The 17,495-nt window shown below is 72.6% G+C and carries 10 protein-coding genes; 4 read left to right on the plus strand and 6 right to left on the minus strand.

Translation table 11 applies throughout. The features are described 5' to 3' along the window. Positions 1-39: 39 nt before the first annotated feature. The 3 genes from ACYVLT_RS39325 to ACYVLT_RS39335 all read right to left on the minus strand — a co-directional run bounded on the left by ACYVLT_RS39325 (position 40) and on the right by ACYVLT_RS39335 (position 6,036). A complete protein-coding gene (locus ACYVLT_RS39325; RefSeq protein ID WP_461125245.1) occupies positions 40-3,492 on the minus strand; it encodes a TM0106 family RecB-like putative nuclease in 3,453 nt (1,150 codons plus the stop codon). Between the two features lie 280 nt (positions 3,493-3,772). After that, positions 3,773-4,909, minus strand: coding sequence for an aKG-HExxH-type peptide beta-hydroxylase (locus ACYVLT_RS39330; RefSeq protein ID WP_461125246.1), 1,137 nt, complete (start codon positions 4,907-4,909; stop codon positions 3,773-3,775). After that, on the minus strand, positions 4,906-6,036 hold the full coding sequence (locus ACYVLT_RS39335; RefSeq protein WP_461125247.1) for an FxsB family cyclophane-forming radical SAM/SPASM peptide maturase: 1,131 nt from the start codon (positions 6,034-6,036) through the stop codon (positions 4,906-4,908). Before ACYVLT_RS39335 ends, ACYVLT_RS39330 begins: the two co-directional genes overlap by 4 nt. Before the next feature lie 232 nt (positions 6,037-6,268). Between ACYVLT_RS39335 and fxsA the strand changes: the two genes are divergently transcribed. The 4 genes from fxsA to ACYVLT_RS39355 all read left to right on the plus strand — a co-directional run bounded on the left by fxsA (position 6,269) and on the right by ACYVLT_RS39355 (position 12,472). Further along, entirely contained in the window at positions 6,269-6,436 is a 168-nt protein-coding gene (gene fxsA, locus ACYVLT_RS39340; RefSeq protein WP_158851598.1) for an FxSxx-COOH cyclophane-containing RiPP peptide, read from the plus strand. 91 nt (positions 6,437-6,527) lie between these two features. Next, a complete protein-coding gene (gene fxsT / locus ACYVLT_RS39345; RefSeq protein WP_461125248.1) occupies positions 6,528-10,262 on the plus strand; it encodes an FxSxx-COOH system tetratricopeptide repeat protein in 3,735 nt (1,244 codons plus the stop codon). 19 nt (positions 10,263-10,281) lie between these two features. Then, a complete protein-coding gene (locus ACYVLT_RS39350; protein ID WP_461125249.1) occupies positions 10,282-11,247 on the plus strand; it encodes a hypothetical protein in 966 nt (321 codons plus the stop codon). A 31-nt stretch (positions 11,248-11,278) separates the two neighbouring features. After that, the gene (locus ACYVLT_RS39355; RefSeq protein WP_461125250.1) at positions 11,279-12,472 is read left to right on the plus strand and encodes a hypothetical protein; all 1,194 of its coding nucleotides are present in this window, start codon (positions 11,279-11,281) and stop codon (positions 12,470-12,472) included. Positions 12,473-12,610: 138 nt separating this feature from the next. Here ACYVLT_RS39355 and ACYVLT_RS39360 read toward each other — a convergent pair whose 3' ends face one another. The 3 genes from ACYVLT_RS39360 to ACYVLT_RS39370 all read right to left on the minus strand — a co-directional run bounded on the left by ACYVLT_RS39360 (position 12,611) and on the right by ACYVLT_RS39370 (position 17,474). Next, a complete protein-coding gene (locus ACYVLT_RS39360; protein ID WP_461125251.1) occupies positions 12,611-14,911 on the minus strand; it encodes a hypothetical protein in 2,301 nt (766 codons plus the stop codon). Next, a complete protein-coding gene (locus tag ACYVLT_RS39365) occupies positions 14,908-15,747 on the minus strand; it encodes a hypothetical protein (RefSeq protein ID WP_461125252.1) in 840 nt (279 codons plus the stop codon). Before ACYVLT_RS39365 ends, ACYVLT_RS39360 begins: the two co-directional genes overlap by 4 nt. Positions 15,748-16,070: 323 nt before the next feature. Then, positions 16,071-17,474, minus strand: coding sequence for an SDR family NAD(P)-dependent oxidoreductase (locus ACYVLT_RS39370; protein ID WP_461125253.1), 1,404 nt, complete (start codon positions 17,472-17,474; stop codon positions 16,071-16,073). Between the last annotated feature and the right edge of the window lie 21 nt (positions 17,475-17,495).

Raw genomic sequence — 17,495 nt, forward strand, 5'->3', positions numbered from 1 at the left:
TCGTGTGCTACGACATTAAGAGCGGATGAACCTCCGGGGTCATAGGGTTTGGGCATAGACGCCGTCGATGTCCCACCGATCGGCGTCGGCCATCAGGCCGATCATCCCCGAGACCAGGCGCAGCTGGTCGACGTCGCGGATGTCGGCCTCCACCAACCGCGGCGAGCACACCACGACCGCCACGGCCTGCGCCCGCGACAGCGCCACGTTCAACCGGTTGCGGGACAACAGGAAGTCCAGCCCGCGCGGCAGGTCCACCGCCGCCGAGGACGTCATCGTGGTGATCACCACGGGCGCCTCCTGGCCCTGGAACCGGTCCACGGTGCCGACCCGCACGTGCTCGTAGCCGTGCTTCTCCAGCTCACGCCGCACCAGGCGCACCTGGAGGTTGTACGGCGCCACCACCAGGACGTCCGAGTCGTCCAGCGCCCGCGCGTTCGGCCCGTCCGTCCACATGCGACCCAACAGCGACCGCACCACGCCCACCACCGCCGTCGCCTCCTCGATCGACGACGTGGTGTTGTGCGAGTGGGGCACCGAGTGCAGGTACACACCCGACGGCACACCGGCGATCCCGCGCTCGGCGGCACTGGGGTGCGCGTGCAGCAGCCCGGCGTACGACAGGTTCGACACCGGCGCGCACACCGCCGGGTGCATGCGCCGCGTCTGGTCGAGGAAGTAGCCCAGCTCCGCCGGGATCACGTCGGCGTCACCGATCAGGTGCCCCAGCGCCGAGGCCTCCGCACCGGCCGGGTGCGTGCCCTGCACCACCTGCGGCAGCTGCTGCGGGTCGCCCAGGAGCACCAGGTTGCGCGCGCACGTCGACACGGCCAGCGCGTCGGCCAGCGCGAACTGCCCGGCCTCGTCCACGATCAGCACGTCGAACGGCTGCTCGCGCAACGCCGTGTTGGCGAACGTCCACGCGGTGCCGCCGACCAGGTGCCCGCCGCCCTGGTCGTTGCGCCAGCGCACCAGGGCCGGGTTGTCGCGCGGCTGCTCCCACGCGCAGTCCTTCGCGGGCGTGCCCTTCGCGCGCTTGGCCGTCGGGATCGGCACGCCCAGCTCACGACCGGCCGCCAACGCCGCGCTCAGCACGTTCTCCACGGCTTTGTGGCTGGTCGACGTCACGCCGACGCTGCGCCCGCCGCGGATCAGGTGCGCGATCAGCCGTCCCGCCAGGTAGGTCTTGCCCGCGCCCGGCGGACCCTGCACGGCCAGCGTGGAGCCGTCCAGGGCGTCCACCGCCGCGATCACGTCCGCGATCAGGTCGTCGCCACGGGGCAGCGCACCGGTCTTCAGGCGCGGCGGCGTGCGGCGGACGAGGTCGATGCCGGGGTGCGGCGGCAGCTCGGGCAACCCGTCCACCACGTCGCGCGCCAGGTCGTAGACCGCCTCGTCCTTCGGCGTGGGCCGGACCGGGCTGCCCGGCAGCACCGCGACGGGCCGTTCGCCGTGCACCTCGTCGGTGGCGACGCTCTCCAGCACCACCATGTCCTCGGCCGACTCGGCGAGCACCACCGCGTCACGGGTCACGTTCGCGGGCGTGCCGGGGTAGAGCAGCCGGACCTGGTCACCCGCCGCGAACGGGTGCGGCCGGTCCGGGTCGCACCACAAGCGCACCTCGCGCTTGGCCTTGCGGACCCGCCCGGACGGCATCGCCCAGTCCTGCGCCCGGACCGACACCGGCACCGCGCACGCGCTGTCGGACTCCAGCTCGCTCAACGGGGCAGCCATCTGCCGGAAGAAGTCCCACCACGCCGGGTTCGTCTCCCGCCGGTGGTAGCCGACGGCGGCGGCCAGCAACGCCCGCGCCCGTTCGTCGTCGGTCGCCTCCGCCGGGTTGTCGGGCAGGCCCGCCAGCAGCGGGTCGACCACGGCGGCGAGGCGTTCGGCGCGTTCGGCGCGGCGTTGCGCGGCGATCTCGTCCTCGATCTCCTCGGTGAACGAGGGCTCCGGCACGTGCGGCTCGATGCCCGCTTCGGCGCGCACCTCCAGCAGGAACCGGTAGAGCCGCAGCGTGGAGGCGCAGTCGTAGGTGTTGTAGTCGGCGATGCCGGTGAGGACCTCCTCGGCGCGCGCCGGGTCGACGTCGCGCAACGCCAGGAACTCCTCGTACGCCTCGATGCTGGAGACGGCGTTGGTGACCTCGCCCGCCCGTGCCCGCGGCATGTACAGCGGTTCCAGGTACTTGATCGAGTACGACCGCTGGGACACGCGCAGCGCCTTGCGCACGACGGAGTAGAGGTCGACCAGCGCGCCGGACCGCAGCAGGTGGTCGACGGCGTCCTCACGGGTGCCGTGCAGGGCCGCGAGCTTCTTGAGCGCGTTCACCTCGTAAGGCGCGTAGTGGTAGACGTGCGCTTCCGGGTGTTGTTCCAGGGTCGTCGTGGCGAGGTCGACGAACCGCTCGAACGCCGCCTTCTCCTGCGGCCGGGTGTGCGCCCAGAACGGTGTGAACCTCTCGTCCGCGTCGACCACGCCGAACAGGTACTCCAGGCCCTCGCCACCCAGCGCGAACGGGTCGCCCTCCATGTCGAAGAACAGGTCGCCCGGGCTCGGCACGGGCAGCGCGGCCAGGGCTTCCGGGGCGACGACCTCGTAGGCGACCTTGCCGATCGGGTCGTCCTCGGTGCGCGAGTCGTCCTGGATGACCTGGAGCGCGGCCTGGGCGCGCAGGCCGGTGAACGTGGCGGCGGACATCGTGGCGGGGCGGTCGGCGCGGGTGGCGTTGGCCAGGGCGTCGATCGTGCCCAGGCCGGCGGCGACGAGCTTGCGGCGCTGGTCGGTGCGGATGCCGGCGACCAGGGACAGGTCGCGGTCGGTGTCCCGGCCGGTGGCGCAGTGCCTGCCGAACCGGCACGTGGCGCAGGCGGGGCGTTCGTCGTCCCACAGGCGTTCGGGCAGGGTGGCGGGTGCGGCGAGGCGGGCGGTGAGGCGGGTCTGGAGGTCGCGGACCAGCGGGAGGAAGTCGGCGACCTGGAACGTCTTGGTGGTGCCGTCGCCGAGCAGCAGGTGCATGGCGGGGCCCGCGTGGTGCTTGAGCGCGTTGGCGTAGGCGGTGAGCTGGACGACGGCGGCCGGGGTGGCGTGCCGGGCGAGCTTGGCGTCGTGCGGCTCGTAGCCGCGGTCGGTGGCGACCAGGAAGTCGGCGCGGCCGTGGAAGCCGTCGGCGTAGAAGACGGCCTGGTAGATGACCGGTGCCCGGGCGGTGATGGCTTCGTTCGTCTGCTCGGCGGCCCGGGTGAGCGCTTCGTGCGTCGGCGCGGGCTGCGGGATCTCGACCACGTGGTGCTCGGCGCGCAACCGTGCCAGGACGGCTTGCTCGTGCGCGATGCCGTGCCGGGTGGCCAGGCCGTTCGTCCGCTCGTCCGGCACGGGTGCGCCGGGCAACCCGGCCGCCAGGGCCAGCGCCAACCGGGTGCGGTGTTCGCACTCCAACAGGTCCACCAGGTCGGCCGGGGAGTGCACCTTGTGGCCGTCGGCGTTGAGCATGGCGGGCAGTATCGCGGCCGACCCCGCCAACCCGGCGGACCACACCCGGCGAGTCGCCCGACTGCGACCCCCACCACCCCAAACGCAGAACCCACCCACCCCGAACGCAGAACTCACCCGTCCTGAACGTAGGACTCTCGCGTCCTGAACGTAGGACACGCGCGTTCCCAACGTAGGACACGCGCGAGAGTCCTACGTTCGGCGGGGGTGAGTCGTACGTTCAGGTCGGGCGTGTCCTACGTTCGGAACGCGAGAGTCCTACGTTCGCGTACCCCGAGTTCTACGTTCGGGTGTGGCCGTGGGCGGCTTGCCAGCGGGTGTGGTGGGCGGTGGCCTCGGCTTCGGCGACGGCCAGGGCCGCCGGTGGCAGGGGTTCGGCGCACCAGGCGCGCAGGACGGTGGCCATCTCGGTGACGAACGCGGTGCCGGTCGGGGTCAGCCGGCCGCTGGCCAGGAGCGTCTCGGCGGCGATCAGGGCGGCCGAGCGCCAGCGCGCGTACTCGACCCGCGCGGCCGCACCGGGCCGGGAGCGCCAGAACCGGGCCACGCCCAGGTGCGCGTACGTGCCGTGCAGCAGGCCCGCCGCCGGCCGGGGGTCTTCCCGCCACGGCGCGTAGAACAACGCCTCCCGACCCGGCTCGACCAGCGCGAACAGGTCCATCAACGCCACCAGCTTGCTGTGCTGCGCCTCGTGCACGAGCGTCACGGCCAACGTCTCCGCGTCCGGCATCGGCGACAGGAACACGCACCCGAACGCGTCGGCCAACGTCGCGCTGCTCGTACCCGTCGGCGACGACGGCATCGGCGTCAGCACCGACACGACCTCCGCGAACTCCGCGGCCAGGGCCGGGTGGTCGCGCCGCAGCAACCCCCACGCCGAACCGACCGCGTCACGCCACCACGGCAGGTCCACCGAAGCGGCCACCGGCAGCCCGTCCGGCACCCCGCCGCCCGCCCACAGGTCCACCTGGAGCGCCACACCGCCCAGGTCGATCTCCGGCAACGGCTCGTAAGCCAACCCGGGCCCCACCACCACGCCCAACGACGGCAGCGAGAACACCTCCACCGGCGGGAACTCCAGCTCCACCGCCACCCCGGCCCGCACCGCCGCCGCGGCCGCCGTGAACGCCAACTCCGCCGGACGGGCCGCGGCACCCGCCAACGCCGTCCGCGTCGCCCAGGCACCGACTGACGGGTGGTCCAGCACCCGGTCCACCGCACCCGGCGCCACCCGCGCCACCTCGCGCAACAGCGAGAACGCGGGCCGTGCCGCCGGATCCGCCGCGATGGACCGGATCAGCAGCAACGTCCGGCTGCGCCGCGCCAGCCGCAACGTGCGCACCACCGACGGCCCACCCCCGCCGCGGGCGAGGGCGGCGAAGTCCGCGGCGGAGACCCGGAACGGCGCGACCGTCACGCCAGCGCCGCCAGGTCCGCGGCCACCCGCGACCGCACGTGCCCGATCAGCCGCGCCAGGTCCGCGCAGTACACCGAGGGCCGGTCGAACCCGGCCCCCTCCAGGAACCGGTGCGCCCGCAACCCGCCGCCGCACGCCGACACCACCGGGCACCGCCGGCACTCGTCGGACAACCCGGCCAACCCCGAACGACCGGCGCGCACGTCCGGCAGGTCCAACGCCGCGTCGAACGGATCGCGCGCCACGTGCAGCCCCGTCGCCGACGCCTCGGGTGACGACGACGCCAGGATGTCCGACGCCTCGATCGTGCCGTCGGTCTCCACCACGACCTGCGCCGACGGGGTCAACCCGATGCCCTCCACCCCGGAACGCCCGCCCAGCAGCACCGCCAACAACTCCTCGAACAGCCGAACGCGGGTCCGCGGCCGGCCGTACCAGACGTCGAACACGGCGATCAGCCACTCCGCGTACGGCGTCGAGCCGGCACCCGCGACCCGGCCCGGCGGCGGTGCCGACCAGTTGCCGTGCGGCAGCAGGAAATCCACCGCGGGCGGCGAGAATTCCAGCAACGACTCGTAGACGCGCACCGGGTCGTCCCGCACGTCGACCACGCACAGCAAACCGCCGTACACCTCCGGGAACGAACGCAACGACGTCAACGCCGCGCGCACCGACGCCCAACTCCCGGTGCCGTCCGGCCGCACGCGGTGCCGGTCGTGCGCTTCGGGCGTGCCGTCCACGCTCACCCCGACCCGAACGTCGAGCGCGGAGAACAAGTCCAGGAATTCGCGGTCCAGCAGCGTCCCGTTCGTCTGCACGGTGAACCGGACCCGCGCGGGCACCACCGAGCGGAACGCCCCGACCAGCGATTCGATCGCGGCACGTCCGGCGAGCAGCGGCTCACCGCCGTGCAACACCACTTCCACCTCGGACAACCCGTGCCCGCGCACGTGTTCGGCCACCCGTTCGGCGGTGTGCGCGACGATCCGGGGCGACATCGCCCTCGGCCGGGAACGCCACCGCTGGTCGGCCAGTTCGTAGACGTAGCAGTAGTCGCACGCCAGGTTGCACCTGCCGTGCACCTTCAGGACGAACTGGCGGAACGGCAACCCATTCCCCGGGTTCACAGTCGGCAACCCCCCGCGTTTTCCGGCCACGCCACCGGCAATCGAGATCCGCCGGCAATCAAGACCCACCTGCAATCAAACACGGCCCGCCGCCCGCTGCCTCCGCCGATCGGAGGATTCCCGACGGTGACCGTTGTCGTTCACTACGATGGAAGTGCGCCACCGGTGTCGGCCGGCAATCAGGCGAGGAGCGGGGAAACCCGCAGCATTGCGGTGAGGGGGTACGTCGCACATGGCTTCCGAACCCGTCCTGGAGTCCGAACTGCTGGACGTCACGGGCGTGGACCTGGCCCGACTGGCGGATCTGCCGGACACCGCGCTGCGCGCCGCGCTGCACCGGATCCTCGCGGAGAACGCCGAACTGCCCAACCGGTTCGCCGCGTTCGAGAGTTCCCTGTGACTGCTGCCGATCGGGTGAAACGCGGCTGAGTCGCGGACGCGCGACCCGCGTTCCCGGTATTCCCGAGTCCCCCGCCGCCTTGGAGCAGCAGATGAGCACCCCGCGCACCACCTCGGGCCACACCGGGGTCACCGCCTTCCTGTCCGCGACCGGGGGAACCGGCCGGACCAGCGCGGTGGCGAACCTGGCGTGGGCGTTGGCCGCGGCCGGGCAACGGGTCCTGGTGGTGGACTGGGGCTCGGAGGTGCCGCGGGTGCGCGAGTACCTGGAGCCGTTCCTGGTGGCACGGCGGGGACTGCCGGACGCGTTAGGTCGCGGCCTGCTCGCCGCGTACCGGGCGGAGCCGTTGCGCGAGGAGGAGTCGGTGCCCGCGGTCGAGCGGTTCGCGCCGCCCGCGGGCGACGTCGCCGAGCCGGGTCACGTCGACGTGGTGTCGCCGATGCCGACCGACGCGGCGGGCCGCCCGCAGCCGGAGAGCAGGCACGGTGACGCGGGCGTGATCGCCGAACTGCGCGCGCGGTTGGCCGAGTCCGAGTACGACCAGGTGCTGATCGACGCGCCGACGGGCGCGGGGGACGAGTCGCTGACGCTGATCGCGACGCTGTGCGAGCTGGCCGTGGTGTGCTTCCGCCCGCGTCCCCGGGCCATCGCCGACGCGGCGGACCTGGCCGCACGGCTGCGCAAGCGCGCGCCGATCCGGATCGACGTGGTGCCGGTGGCCACGCTGTTCGACGACGCCGACGAGCTGTCACGGGCGCAGCGCATCCGGTCGGCGATCCACGCCGCGTTCGCCGAACTGCTCGCGGGCCAGGCGAAACGGGTGCCGGACGGCGGCACGATCGAGATCCCGTACCGGCCCTTCGACGCGTTCGACCCGCTGCTGGCGATCCTGGTCGAGGAGCCGACGAGCGGCGGCGCGCTGGAAGCCCAGTACGGCCGGCTCGCCGCGGCGGTGACCGACGGCGCGGTCACCGAGGTCGTCCCGGTGTCACCGGTGCTGCGCGCCCGCTACCGGCGGGTGTTCGGGCTGACGTCGACGACCGAGCCGGACCGCGTGGTCGTCGTGCACGCCCCGCGTGACCGGCCCTGGGCGGACTGGGTGCGCGGCCAGCTGGAACGCGCGGGCGCGCAGGTCCGCCGCCTGCCCGACGCGGGGGAGTGGTTCGAGGCCGACGTGCCGCCGGGCGTGGTGGTGCTGTCCTCGCCGCACCTGGGCCCGGTGGAGCTGCCCGCCGTGCCGCTGACGGTGCTGCGGTTGCAGCTGTCGGAGGACGAGCCCGCGGCGGGCGCGCTGGCCGTGCACGACCACACCCCGGACACGTTGAGCGCCCGGCTGCTCAGCCACTTCGGCCTGATCGACCGGCCCGGCACGGTGCACGAGCCCGGTATGAGGGTGCCCGGCAGCGACCCGACCGTGTTCGACCTGCCACCGCGCCACCCCGGTTTCGTCGGCCGTGACGAGGAGTTGGAGGCGTTGCGCGACCGGTTCGCCCGGGCGGGCGACGCGCGGGCGGTGGTGACGGTCAACGGCGTGCCCGGCGTCGGCAAGAGCGAGCTGGCGCTGGAGTACGCCTACCGGTTCTCGTCGGACTACGCCGCGGTGTGGTGGTTGTCCGCGCACGACCGGCAGTCCGTGCTGAGCGGCCTGGCCGAGCTGGCGGTCCGGCTGCGCCAACCCGGCTCGACCGACTACGGCACCCTGTCCGCGCTGGAACGCCTGTCCGACGACCCGGCGTACGCGCGGTTCCTGCTCGTCTACGACAACGCCGACGACCCCGACCTGATCGCGGACCTGCTGCCGACGGGCGCCACCGGGCACGTGCTGATCACCTCCGGGCCGGCGACCGGGCCGGCCGTCGAACTGGTGCCGATGCGCGCCGACGACAGCGTGCGCCTGCTGCTGGACCGCGTGTCGGGGTTGACCGCGCAAGACGCGCGACGGGTCGCGGACGCCGTCGACCACCTGCCGCTGGCGCTGGACCTGGTGTCGTCCTGGCTCGCCGGCACGGCGCGGGCCGAGGTGGGCGCGGGCTCCCGGGACGCCGACGCCGCGACCTGGGCCACCCGCACCCTGTTCGAACGCCTCGGTCGGTCCGAAGTGGACGGTGTGGCGCGGGTCGTCGACGTCGCCGTGGACGCGTTGCGCGCCAACGCCACCGGCCGGCTGGCGGTGCTGGTCGCCCAGCTGTGCGCGTTCCTGTCACCGGAGGGCGCGGACCTGGCGCTGGTGCGCTCGCCCGCGTTCCTCGCCCGGGTGATCGCGGCGGGCGGCGTGGACGCCGAGCCGTTGGAGCTCGACGCCGCCGAGATCGACCGCGTGCTCTGGTACGGCGCGCGGTACGGGCTGTTCCGGGTCGACTGGGGCGACCAGTACTCGCTGCGCCCGCACCGTGTCGTGCAGCGCGCGCTGCGCGGCCGGATGACCCCGGCCGAACGGGAGGAGCGGCGGGCCGACGTGCTCGGCGCGCTGGCCGCGCTGGCGCCGACCGAGGTGGAGGACACCTCGCCGACCAGGAAGGCCCGGTTCACCGAGCTGCAGAAGCACGTCATCCCGTCCGGCGCGCTGGGCAGCGACGACCCGAAGGTGCGTCGCTGGCTGGTCAACCAGGTGCGGTTCCTGTTCACCGACGGCGGCGCGGGCGTGCGCCGGGCCGCGCTGGGGCCGGCGCGCGACCTGCTGGAGGAGTGGACCGGGAAGTTCGGCACCGCCGACCCGCTGCGCAACCGGCTGGCCACCGAACTGGCCAACGTGCACCGCGTGCTCGGCGACCCGGCCGAGGCGTTGAGGCTGGACGACCTGGCGCTGGCCCAGCAGCGGCGCGCGCTGGACCTGACCCACCCGCGTCCGCTGATCACCGCCCGCGGCCGCGGTGGCGACCTGCGCGGGCTCGGCCTGTTCGCCGAGGCGCTGGCCGAGGACCAGGCCACCTGGGAGGGTCTGCGCTCGGTGCTCGGCGAGGACCACCCGGACACCCGCCGCGCCGCGAACAACCTGGCGTCCTCGATGTTCCTGTCCGGTGACGCGGCGGGTGCGCTCGCGCTGGAGGAGGACAACTACCGCAGGCGCCGCCGCCTGTTCGGCACGGGTGACGTGCGTACGTGGGCCACGCTCGCGCAGATCGGCCTGTACCAGCGGGAACTGGGCCGCTACCCGGAGGCGTTGGACTCGCTGCTGTTCGCGTCGCAGCAGTTGCAGGCGCTGCGGCACGAGCTGAACCAGGTCCAGATCGGCGTGCAGTGGAACCGCGCGATCGCGTTGCGGCTGGTGGGCCGGGCCAAGGAGGCCAAGGAACGCACCGGCAAGGCGTTGCGGGACTACCGCGAGCTCCTCGGCCCGCACCACCCGTACACGCTGGGCTGCGCGCTGAGCTTCGCCGCCGACCACCGCCGGGTCGGCGTCGACCCCGAGCTGGCGGTCGAGCTCGCGCGCACCGCGTTGAACGGGTTCCAGCAGCACGTCGGGCTGCGCGACGACCACCCGTTCGTGGCGCTGTGCAAGCTGGGCCTCGGCCTGGCGATGCGCGCGGCGGGCGACGTCACCGGCGCGGTCGACCAGGTGGAGGCCGCGGCGCGGACCTTGCGCGCGCGGCTCGGCGACACGCACCCGTGGACGCTGGCGGCGGCCGTCGACGAGGCACGGGTGCTCGCCGCGGCCGGCGAGGCGGACCGGGCCGCCGAGCTGATCGCCGAAGCCCACACCGACTGCCTGGAGTTCCTGGGGCAGGATCACCCGCACACCGCCGTGGCGGCGCACGACGCGCGGCTCGCGGCGCACCCGACCGACCAGGACTGGCGGGAGTGCGATGTCGACATCCCGCACACCTGAGCGCGCAGGAGGGACCGGCGTGGAGCTGCACGAGGACCAGGCCGAGCACGTCGGCCCCGAGTTCGACCTGGCCAGGCAGGCGTGCCGGGAGACGATCACCGACAGCCCGGCGCTGCACTACCTCGCGCACTACAGCAGCGGCGTGTTCGACTTCGGCGTCGACGCCCTCGGCGACCCGGCGCCCGCGCCGGACGCGTTGCCCGGCGGCACCCGCCGCGAGGAGCTCAAGCGGCTCGGCAGGCACCTGACGTTCCAGGTCGCCACGGTGGACCGGACGTTGCAGGAGGTGCGCACGGGCCGGCTCATCCGCGCCGTGCTGCACACCGAGGAGGGCGCGCTGTTCTGCGACTCCGTGGTGCCGACCGAGCACGTCGTCGGCCTGGTGCTCGACCACGCCGGCGCGGGGCCGCTGTTCGGGCACCCGGCGGTGGACGAGGCGGACCGCGCCGTGGCCGGACTGGCCACCCGGCTGCGCGCCCAGCTCAGCCTCGGTTCGCTCAACCCGGGCGGGTGGGAGAGCGCGGTGGACGTCGTGCCGGTGTCGACCACCGACGAGGACGTGCACCCGCACGTGACGGCGGGCGACGGGCCGCTGACCGCGTGCCTGGCCGCCGTGCGGCCGCAGGACCTGCACCTGGTCGCGCACGTCGTCGACGGCGAGGTGCGGGCGATGGTCGACTGCCTGGCCGACCCGTCGCTGGCGCCGTTCTTCAAGCAGATCACCGTGGACGCGCGGCGCCGGTTCTACCACGGGTTCGTGCAGGAGCTGGGCGCGTTGACGACCAAGCTGAACCGGGCGGTGAAGCCCGTGGTCGGCGGGTTGATGGAACGGTTCGTGCTGGACGTCGAGATGGGCGCGATCTACTACTACCGGTTGCGCGCCGGGGAATACCTGGTAGGCGTGACGATCGACCAGGCACGGGTGCGGGCGGCGGATGATCGAATGTCCGCGTTGGCCGTCGAACTCACTCCAATCGGTCCTTGAACGCCCGCACACGCCTGCCTACCGTGGAATGGTGACGCCCGTGATCCGTTCGGCCGCGCTCCTCTCGGCCCTTGGCGCGGGGTGGCTCGCCGCGTGGCAGTTCGGACTCCACGAGGTCGACCAGTCACCGGTGTACGGGTTTTTCATCACCGCGCTGCTCGGTTTCGGTTTGTACGCGAGCACCAGCGGTATTGTGATCGCGGAATTCCGCAGACAACTGCGCACGGTGGTCATCGCGGTCACGCTCGGGGTGCTCGCGAAAGTGGCGCTGATCTTCGGCGTGATGTTCTTCGTGTTCCGCGAGCCGAACCACCTGATCCTGGCCGTGGCGGTGGCGCAGATCGACCCGCTGTCGGTGGCCGCGATGCGGGCCAAGTCGCGGATGTCGGACTCGGCGAAGGCGCTGCTGTCGGCGTGGGCGTCGTTCGACGACCCGATCACCGTGCTGCTGACCGTGTACATCACCGCGTTCGCGTTGCGGGGCGGGGCGGTGGGCGGCGCGGGGTCGTTCGCGGTCAACCTGGTGCTGAACCTGGCGTTGGCCGGGGTGGCGTTCATGCTGTGGACGCTGGTGCGCGGGCGGGTGCGGCGGGCCGAGGCGGGCGGTCGGGCGGTCCGGTACGCGGTGCGCGCGGTGATGGTGGTGGCGGTGTTGGCCGTCGGTTTCGTCGCGGTGCAGTACGCGTTGCTGCTGGCGTTGGCGCTGCTGGGGCTGTTCTTCCGGCCGAACCTGGGGCGGTGGGTCGACGGGCTGGCGGAGGCGGGCATGTTCCTGGCCATCGCCGCGGTCGGGCTGGTGCTGGCCGCCGAGTTCAGCTGGGTGCTGGCCGGGGTGGGCGCGGTGCTGGGCGTGGCGGCGTTCGGCGCGCAGGCCGTGGTGGCGTTCGGGCTGACGGTGCCGAAGCGGTGGCGCGGCGACCGGGTGCGGTTGGCGCTGGGCCAGCAGAACGGGCTGACCGCGATCATCCTGGCGTTGCTGCTGGAACCGACGTTCCCGGGCGCCATCGCCGTGGTCGCGCCCGCCGTCGTCGTGGTGAACCTGCTGCACGCCTTGGCCAACGGCGCCTACGACCGCCTGCCCTTCCCGCCCGCGGTCGCCCAGCGGGACTTCGACGTCTCGGCCACGCCCGCCGTCCGCCGGTCGAGGCCGGTACCCCGCGTGCCGCTCAACCCGGCTCCCGCACCGCAGATCGCCGCGCCCTACCAGGTCAAACCCACGCCCTGAACGTCGAACTCACCTATCCCGAACGCAGGACTCTCGCCCCCCGAACGTAGGACTCTCGCGAGAGTCCTACGTTCACGCCGCGCGTGTCCTACGTTCGGAACGCGCGTGTCCTACGTTCAGGTACCCCGAGTTCAACGTTCAGGTCAGGCGGGACGAGCGGAAGACCGCGCGGCGGACGCGGGGGCTCAGGTCGCGCAACGCCTGCTGCACGCGGGTCCGGCGGGAACCCTGGCTCACCTCGGCCACCAGGCCGCCCACCCGCGCGGACCACGGCGGCAGCTTGAACAGCGGTTCCAGCAGGAACAGCGGCAGGAACTCCACGATCCCGTCGTAGATGCCGCACAGCTCCTCCAGCCGGTCCTCCGCGTCGGTGTCCCCGGGCGACTGGTACCACTGCGACACCGCCGCCCGGAACGCCTGCACGGCCTTCTGCAGGAACACCGCCTGCGTCGCGGCCAGCGTGAACTCCGGCGTCCGCAGCCGCCGGTGCACCGCCTCCTGCGTGTCGGACGGCCCGTGGTCGAACGCCTCCTGGAACATCGCGTCGGCCTGCGTCAGGTCCTCCAACGCGTCCACCGCGTCCCGGAACAGCCGCTCCACCTCACCCGGCAGCCTGCTCGTCGACGACGAGGCCGCCGACGACCCCTCCCGCGTCGACGTGCCGCTCACCAGCACCCCGAGCTGCCGCTGGATCGCGCCGAGCTGCCGGTCCGACGACGCCCGCACCCCGTCCACGTGCTCGGTCAGGTGCTCGATGAACCCGTAGATGCTCGACTGCTGCTTGGCCAACTGCTCCATCCGCAACCGCAGCGCGGTCAACGGGTCCGCCTCCCCGCCCAACCGCCTGCTCGTCGCGCCCACCAGCGCCTTGAAGTCGTCGGCGAACGTCCGGTCGACGTACACCAGCGGCTCACGGCCGAGCAGCTCCCGCAGCTGGATCGCCACGCCGTCCGCCACCACGCCGTTGACCACCAGGATGAGCTCGGCGTCCGGGTCGGCCTCGCGCACCGCCGAGACCCGCCGCAGCACGACGCCCAGGTCGGTGTTGTCCAGCAACGACCGGGTGATCAGCACGGCGCACCCGCCGGTGTGCTCGGGGAAGGTGACCCAGAAGTCCACCAGCGACTCCGCGGCCACGCCGAGCAGGTGCCGGTGCAGGTAGTCCCAGCCGTTGGCGTCGAGCAGCCTGCGCACCACGCCGTCGATGTCGTCCGCGCTCAACGAGCCGAACAGGTCGCGCGCCGCCTGCCGCACCATGTCCTCGGTGACCGCGAACTCGTGCCCCGGCGCGCGGGACAGGTCGTCGGCCATCCGGAACACCCGGTGGCACAACCGGATCACGTTGCGCGCGTTGCCCCGCGCGATGTCCCGCAGGTACCGCGTGGTGTCCACGGTGAACGGCGTGAGCTGCGGTGCGCCGAACACCTGCTCCTGCGCCAGCCTGACGAACTCGCGCACCTCGCCCTGGCTCAGCCCGGACATCACCACCGTGTACGGGATGCGCTGCCGCACGGCGGGCGGCAGCACGGACGTGAAGTCCGGCAGTCCGCACAGCACCAGGCACGCCCCGGCCTTGGCGAACACCTGCAGCAACGTCTGGAACGCGGCCATGGTGCGGGCCTGCGGGCGGCTGTCCGCGGAGAAGATCTTGTCCAGCTCGTCGACGGCCAGCACGAACCGCCGCTGCCTGCCGCCGAACAGCAGGGCGAACACGCCCATCGCCTCCAGCGCGGCCACCTCGGTGTCGATCGGCGTGGCGATGCCCCGCTCCACCAGCACCTGGTCCGGCGCGCCGCCGAGCAGCCACGACCACACCGAGTGCTCGAACCCCGGCCGCAGCAGCAGGGTGAGCGCGGTGCCGAAGTCCTTGTTGTTGGTGACCTCGCGCAGCGTGTCCTGGACCTTGCGCAGCAGCGCGCTCTCCATCAGGCCAAGCCGCTCGACGACCTCCTGCGGCTCCAGCTGCCTGCTGCCGAGCCACTCCAGCATGTCGCTGGTCAGCCCGCTGCTCTGGAGCGAGTCGGCGACGATGTCCGCGTAGTACTCGCTGACCTGCGCGCGCACCCCCTCGCGGCCGAGCTTCTGCATGAACCGCCGGTACAGCTCGATGAAGCTCTCCGCCGTCGCGTCGAGGTACAGCGCGTGCGTCGGGTCGGCCAGCACCTGCCTGGCGTGCCGGACCAGCCGCACGGCGAGGTGCGTCTTGCCGGTGCCGTAGTCGCCGAGCACGGCCACCACGGTCCCGGTGCGGTCGCGCCCGCCGCGCGCGGGTGGCGCGTCGAGGTAGGAGGTGAGGTGCGCCAGCGCCTGCCGCGTCGCGTCGGTGGTGATCGCCACGTCGACCGCGTCGGGGTCGGCGTCGAAGTCCGTGATCCGGGCGACCGCCATCGGCGAGAAGGGGTTCTTCCGCGGGGGCGGGAGATCGCTGCTACCGCTCATGGCCCATTCCCCAGTCCATTCCGGGACTTCGTGTTCAAGAACGCTCTGATGTCCTCGACGGTCACCAGATCGGCTTCGGTGTAGCCTAGCCCCGTTTCGAGTTTGTGCTCGTAGGTGCCGTGCAGGAACCTTTGCAGCATCGCGACCGATTGGCAGTGCTTGGCCACCAATTCGATCGCGTCATCACTCATCCGTGGATAAGTTCCCGCTGCCGCGTGACGTGACAGCCGGTCTTCGGCGAATCGCTGTGCGTCACCGGGATCGAGCGGACCCACGTGCAGCGTGATCGGTGGCACCCAGGTTTCCAGTTGGCGCACGACGTCCGCCACTTCGTCCGTGCCCAGGTACGCGGATTCGGTCAGGAACAACACTTTCGCGTTGCTGAGCACCCGCGCATAGCGGATCACCTCGTCCACCAGCTCGTTCGGACTGGGCAGCAGCACGATCAGCGCGACTTCCGCGCGCAACGCCCGGCCCAGCCGGGGGAAGACGCGGCGCGGCACGTTGCGGTCGTCGGCCAGCCGGTCGGCCGCCTCGGGCCGCAGCGCGTCGTGGTCGACGAGCAGGTCGAACATCTGGTCGCAGACCTCGACCGTGCGCTCGTCGATGGAGAGCTCCTGGTCGGTCGGCAGGCAGCCGGTCAGGTCGAGCACGACGCCGCGCATCCCGCGCCGCGCGAGCTCGCCGGCGACCCAGTCCGCGCACCGGTTGACCAGCGCGGTCTTGCCGCAGCCCGACTCGCCGGTGACGAGTACCAGGCGGCCATACTCCAGCAGCACGGCCAGGTCGCCCATGTCCTGCCGGAACTGCTGGAACGCCTCTTCGGCGCCGTCCACGGCCACGTAGTAGTCGCGGTGCGATGGCCGGTGCCAAGGGCGTAACGGGCGCATCGGCGTGCTTTCCCACCCGGGCAGCGGGAAGGGGTTGACGCGCGACCCGGTCACCACGACGCCCCCGTCCCGGTCACGCGCGGCAGCGCGGCGGCTCGACCGGCCCGCCCGCGGTCCATGCCCACCCCCGTCGCCTCGCGGCGGCACACCGAAAGCTTCACCTTACCGACGCAGAGTCGCACACCGGCGCGATTCCGTGAGCCCTGATACCCGATCGGCCCATTCGCATTACTACTGTCGGGAATGGACGGAATAGTCGGGTGATCGCCTCACCAAGCCGCGGGTGCGTAGTCCTTCAGGAAGCAGCCGTACAGGTCTTCGCCCAGTTCACCGCGCACGATGGGGTCGTACACCCTGGCCGCGCCGTCGACCAGGTCCAGCGGCGCGTGGAAACCCTCCGCGGCCAGCCGCATCTTGGTCGGGTGCGGCCGCTCGTCGGTGATCCAGCCGGTGTCGACGGCGGTCATCAGGATGCCGTCGGTGGTCAGCATCTCCTCGGCGCTGGTGCGGGTCAGCATGTTCAACGCGGCCTTGGCCATGTTCGTGTGCGGGTGGCCCGGCCCCTTGTAGGCGCGGCTGAACTGGCCTTCCATCGCCGAGACGTTGACCACGTACTTGCGGCGCGCGGGCGCGGCGGCCATCGCCGGGCGCAGCCGGGAGATCAGGATGAACGGCGCGGTGCTGTTGCAGAGCTGCACCTCCAGCAGCTCCACCGGGTCGACCTCCTCCACCCGCTGCACCCAGCTGTTGACCGCCGCCTCGTCGGGCACCAGGCCGCCCGCGTCGATCTCCCGGGACCCGGCGGTCAGCGCCAGCGCCGTCACCGCCGGGATGGTCTCGGCCAACGTGCCCGCCAACGCCACCGGGTGCGCGGACATGGTGTGCCCGAACGTGACCAGCTCGGGCAGGGCGCCGGACGGCAGGTGCCCCGCGGTCAACGGCTCGGACTCGGCCGCGACCAGCGGCGCGTAGGCGCCCGCCGACCGGCGCACGGTCTGCGCGGCGTTGTTGATCAGGATGTCCAGCGGCCCGGCGGCGGCCACCGAGTCGGCCAGCTGCACGACCTGGGCCGGGTCGCGCAGGTCGATGCCGACCACGCGCAGCCGGTGCAGCCAGTCGGCGCTGTCGGGCATGGAGGCGAACCGGCGCACCGCGTCGCGCGGGAACCGGGTGGTGATGGTGGTGTGCGCGCCGTCGCGCAGCAGCCGCAGCGCGATGTACATGCCGATCTTGGCGCGGCCGCCGGTGAGCAGGGCGCGCTTGCCGGTCAGGTCCGCGCTCTGGTCGCGCTTGGCCCGGTTCAGCGCCGCGCAGTCCGGGCACAGCTGGTGGTAGAACGCGTCCACCTCGGTGTACCGCTTCTTGCACGTGTAGCAGGACCGGGCGCGCAGCAGCGTGCCCGCCATCGCGCCGGGCTCCGGCTCGCGCAGCAGCAGGCCGCGGGTCTCGTCGTCGATGCGGGACGGCGAGCCGGTCGCGGTCGCCTCGATGACGGCGCGGTCGGCGGCGCTGACCGAGGCTCGGCGGTCGGCCTTGCGGCGCTTGCGCAGGCTCTTCCAGATGCCGGCGGTGGCCCGGCGGACGGCTACCGCGTCGGGGTGCTCGGTGTCCAGTTCGTCCACTTGGGCGAGCACCCTTAGGGCGATTTCCAGTTCGGCGGGGTCAATCGACACGCCCAGCACTCTACCTGCGAC

This window comes from Saccharothrix stipae, from assembly GCF_054781895.1.

Bases quoted from the DNA above. Each gene is read 5' to 3' on its own strand.
- ACYVLT_RS39325 (WP_461125245.1), bottom strand. From the start codon at position 3,492: ATGCTCAACGCCGACGGCCACAAGGTGCACTCCCCGGCCGACCTGGTG.
- fxsA (WP_158851598.1), top strand. From the start codon at position 6,269: ATGGCTTCCGAACCCGTCCTGGAGTCCGAACTGCTGGACGTCACGGGC.
- fxsT (WP_461125248.1), top strand. From the start codon at position 6,528: ATGAGCACCCCGCGCACCACCTCGGGCCACACCGGGGTCACCGCCTTC.
- ACYVLT_RS39360 (WP_461125251.1), bottom strand. From the start codon at position 14,911: ATGAGCGGTAGCAGCGATCTCCCGCCCCCGCGGAAGAACCCCTTCTCG.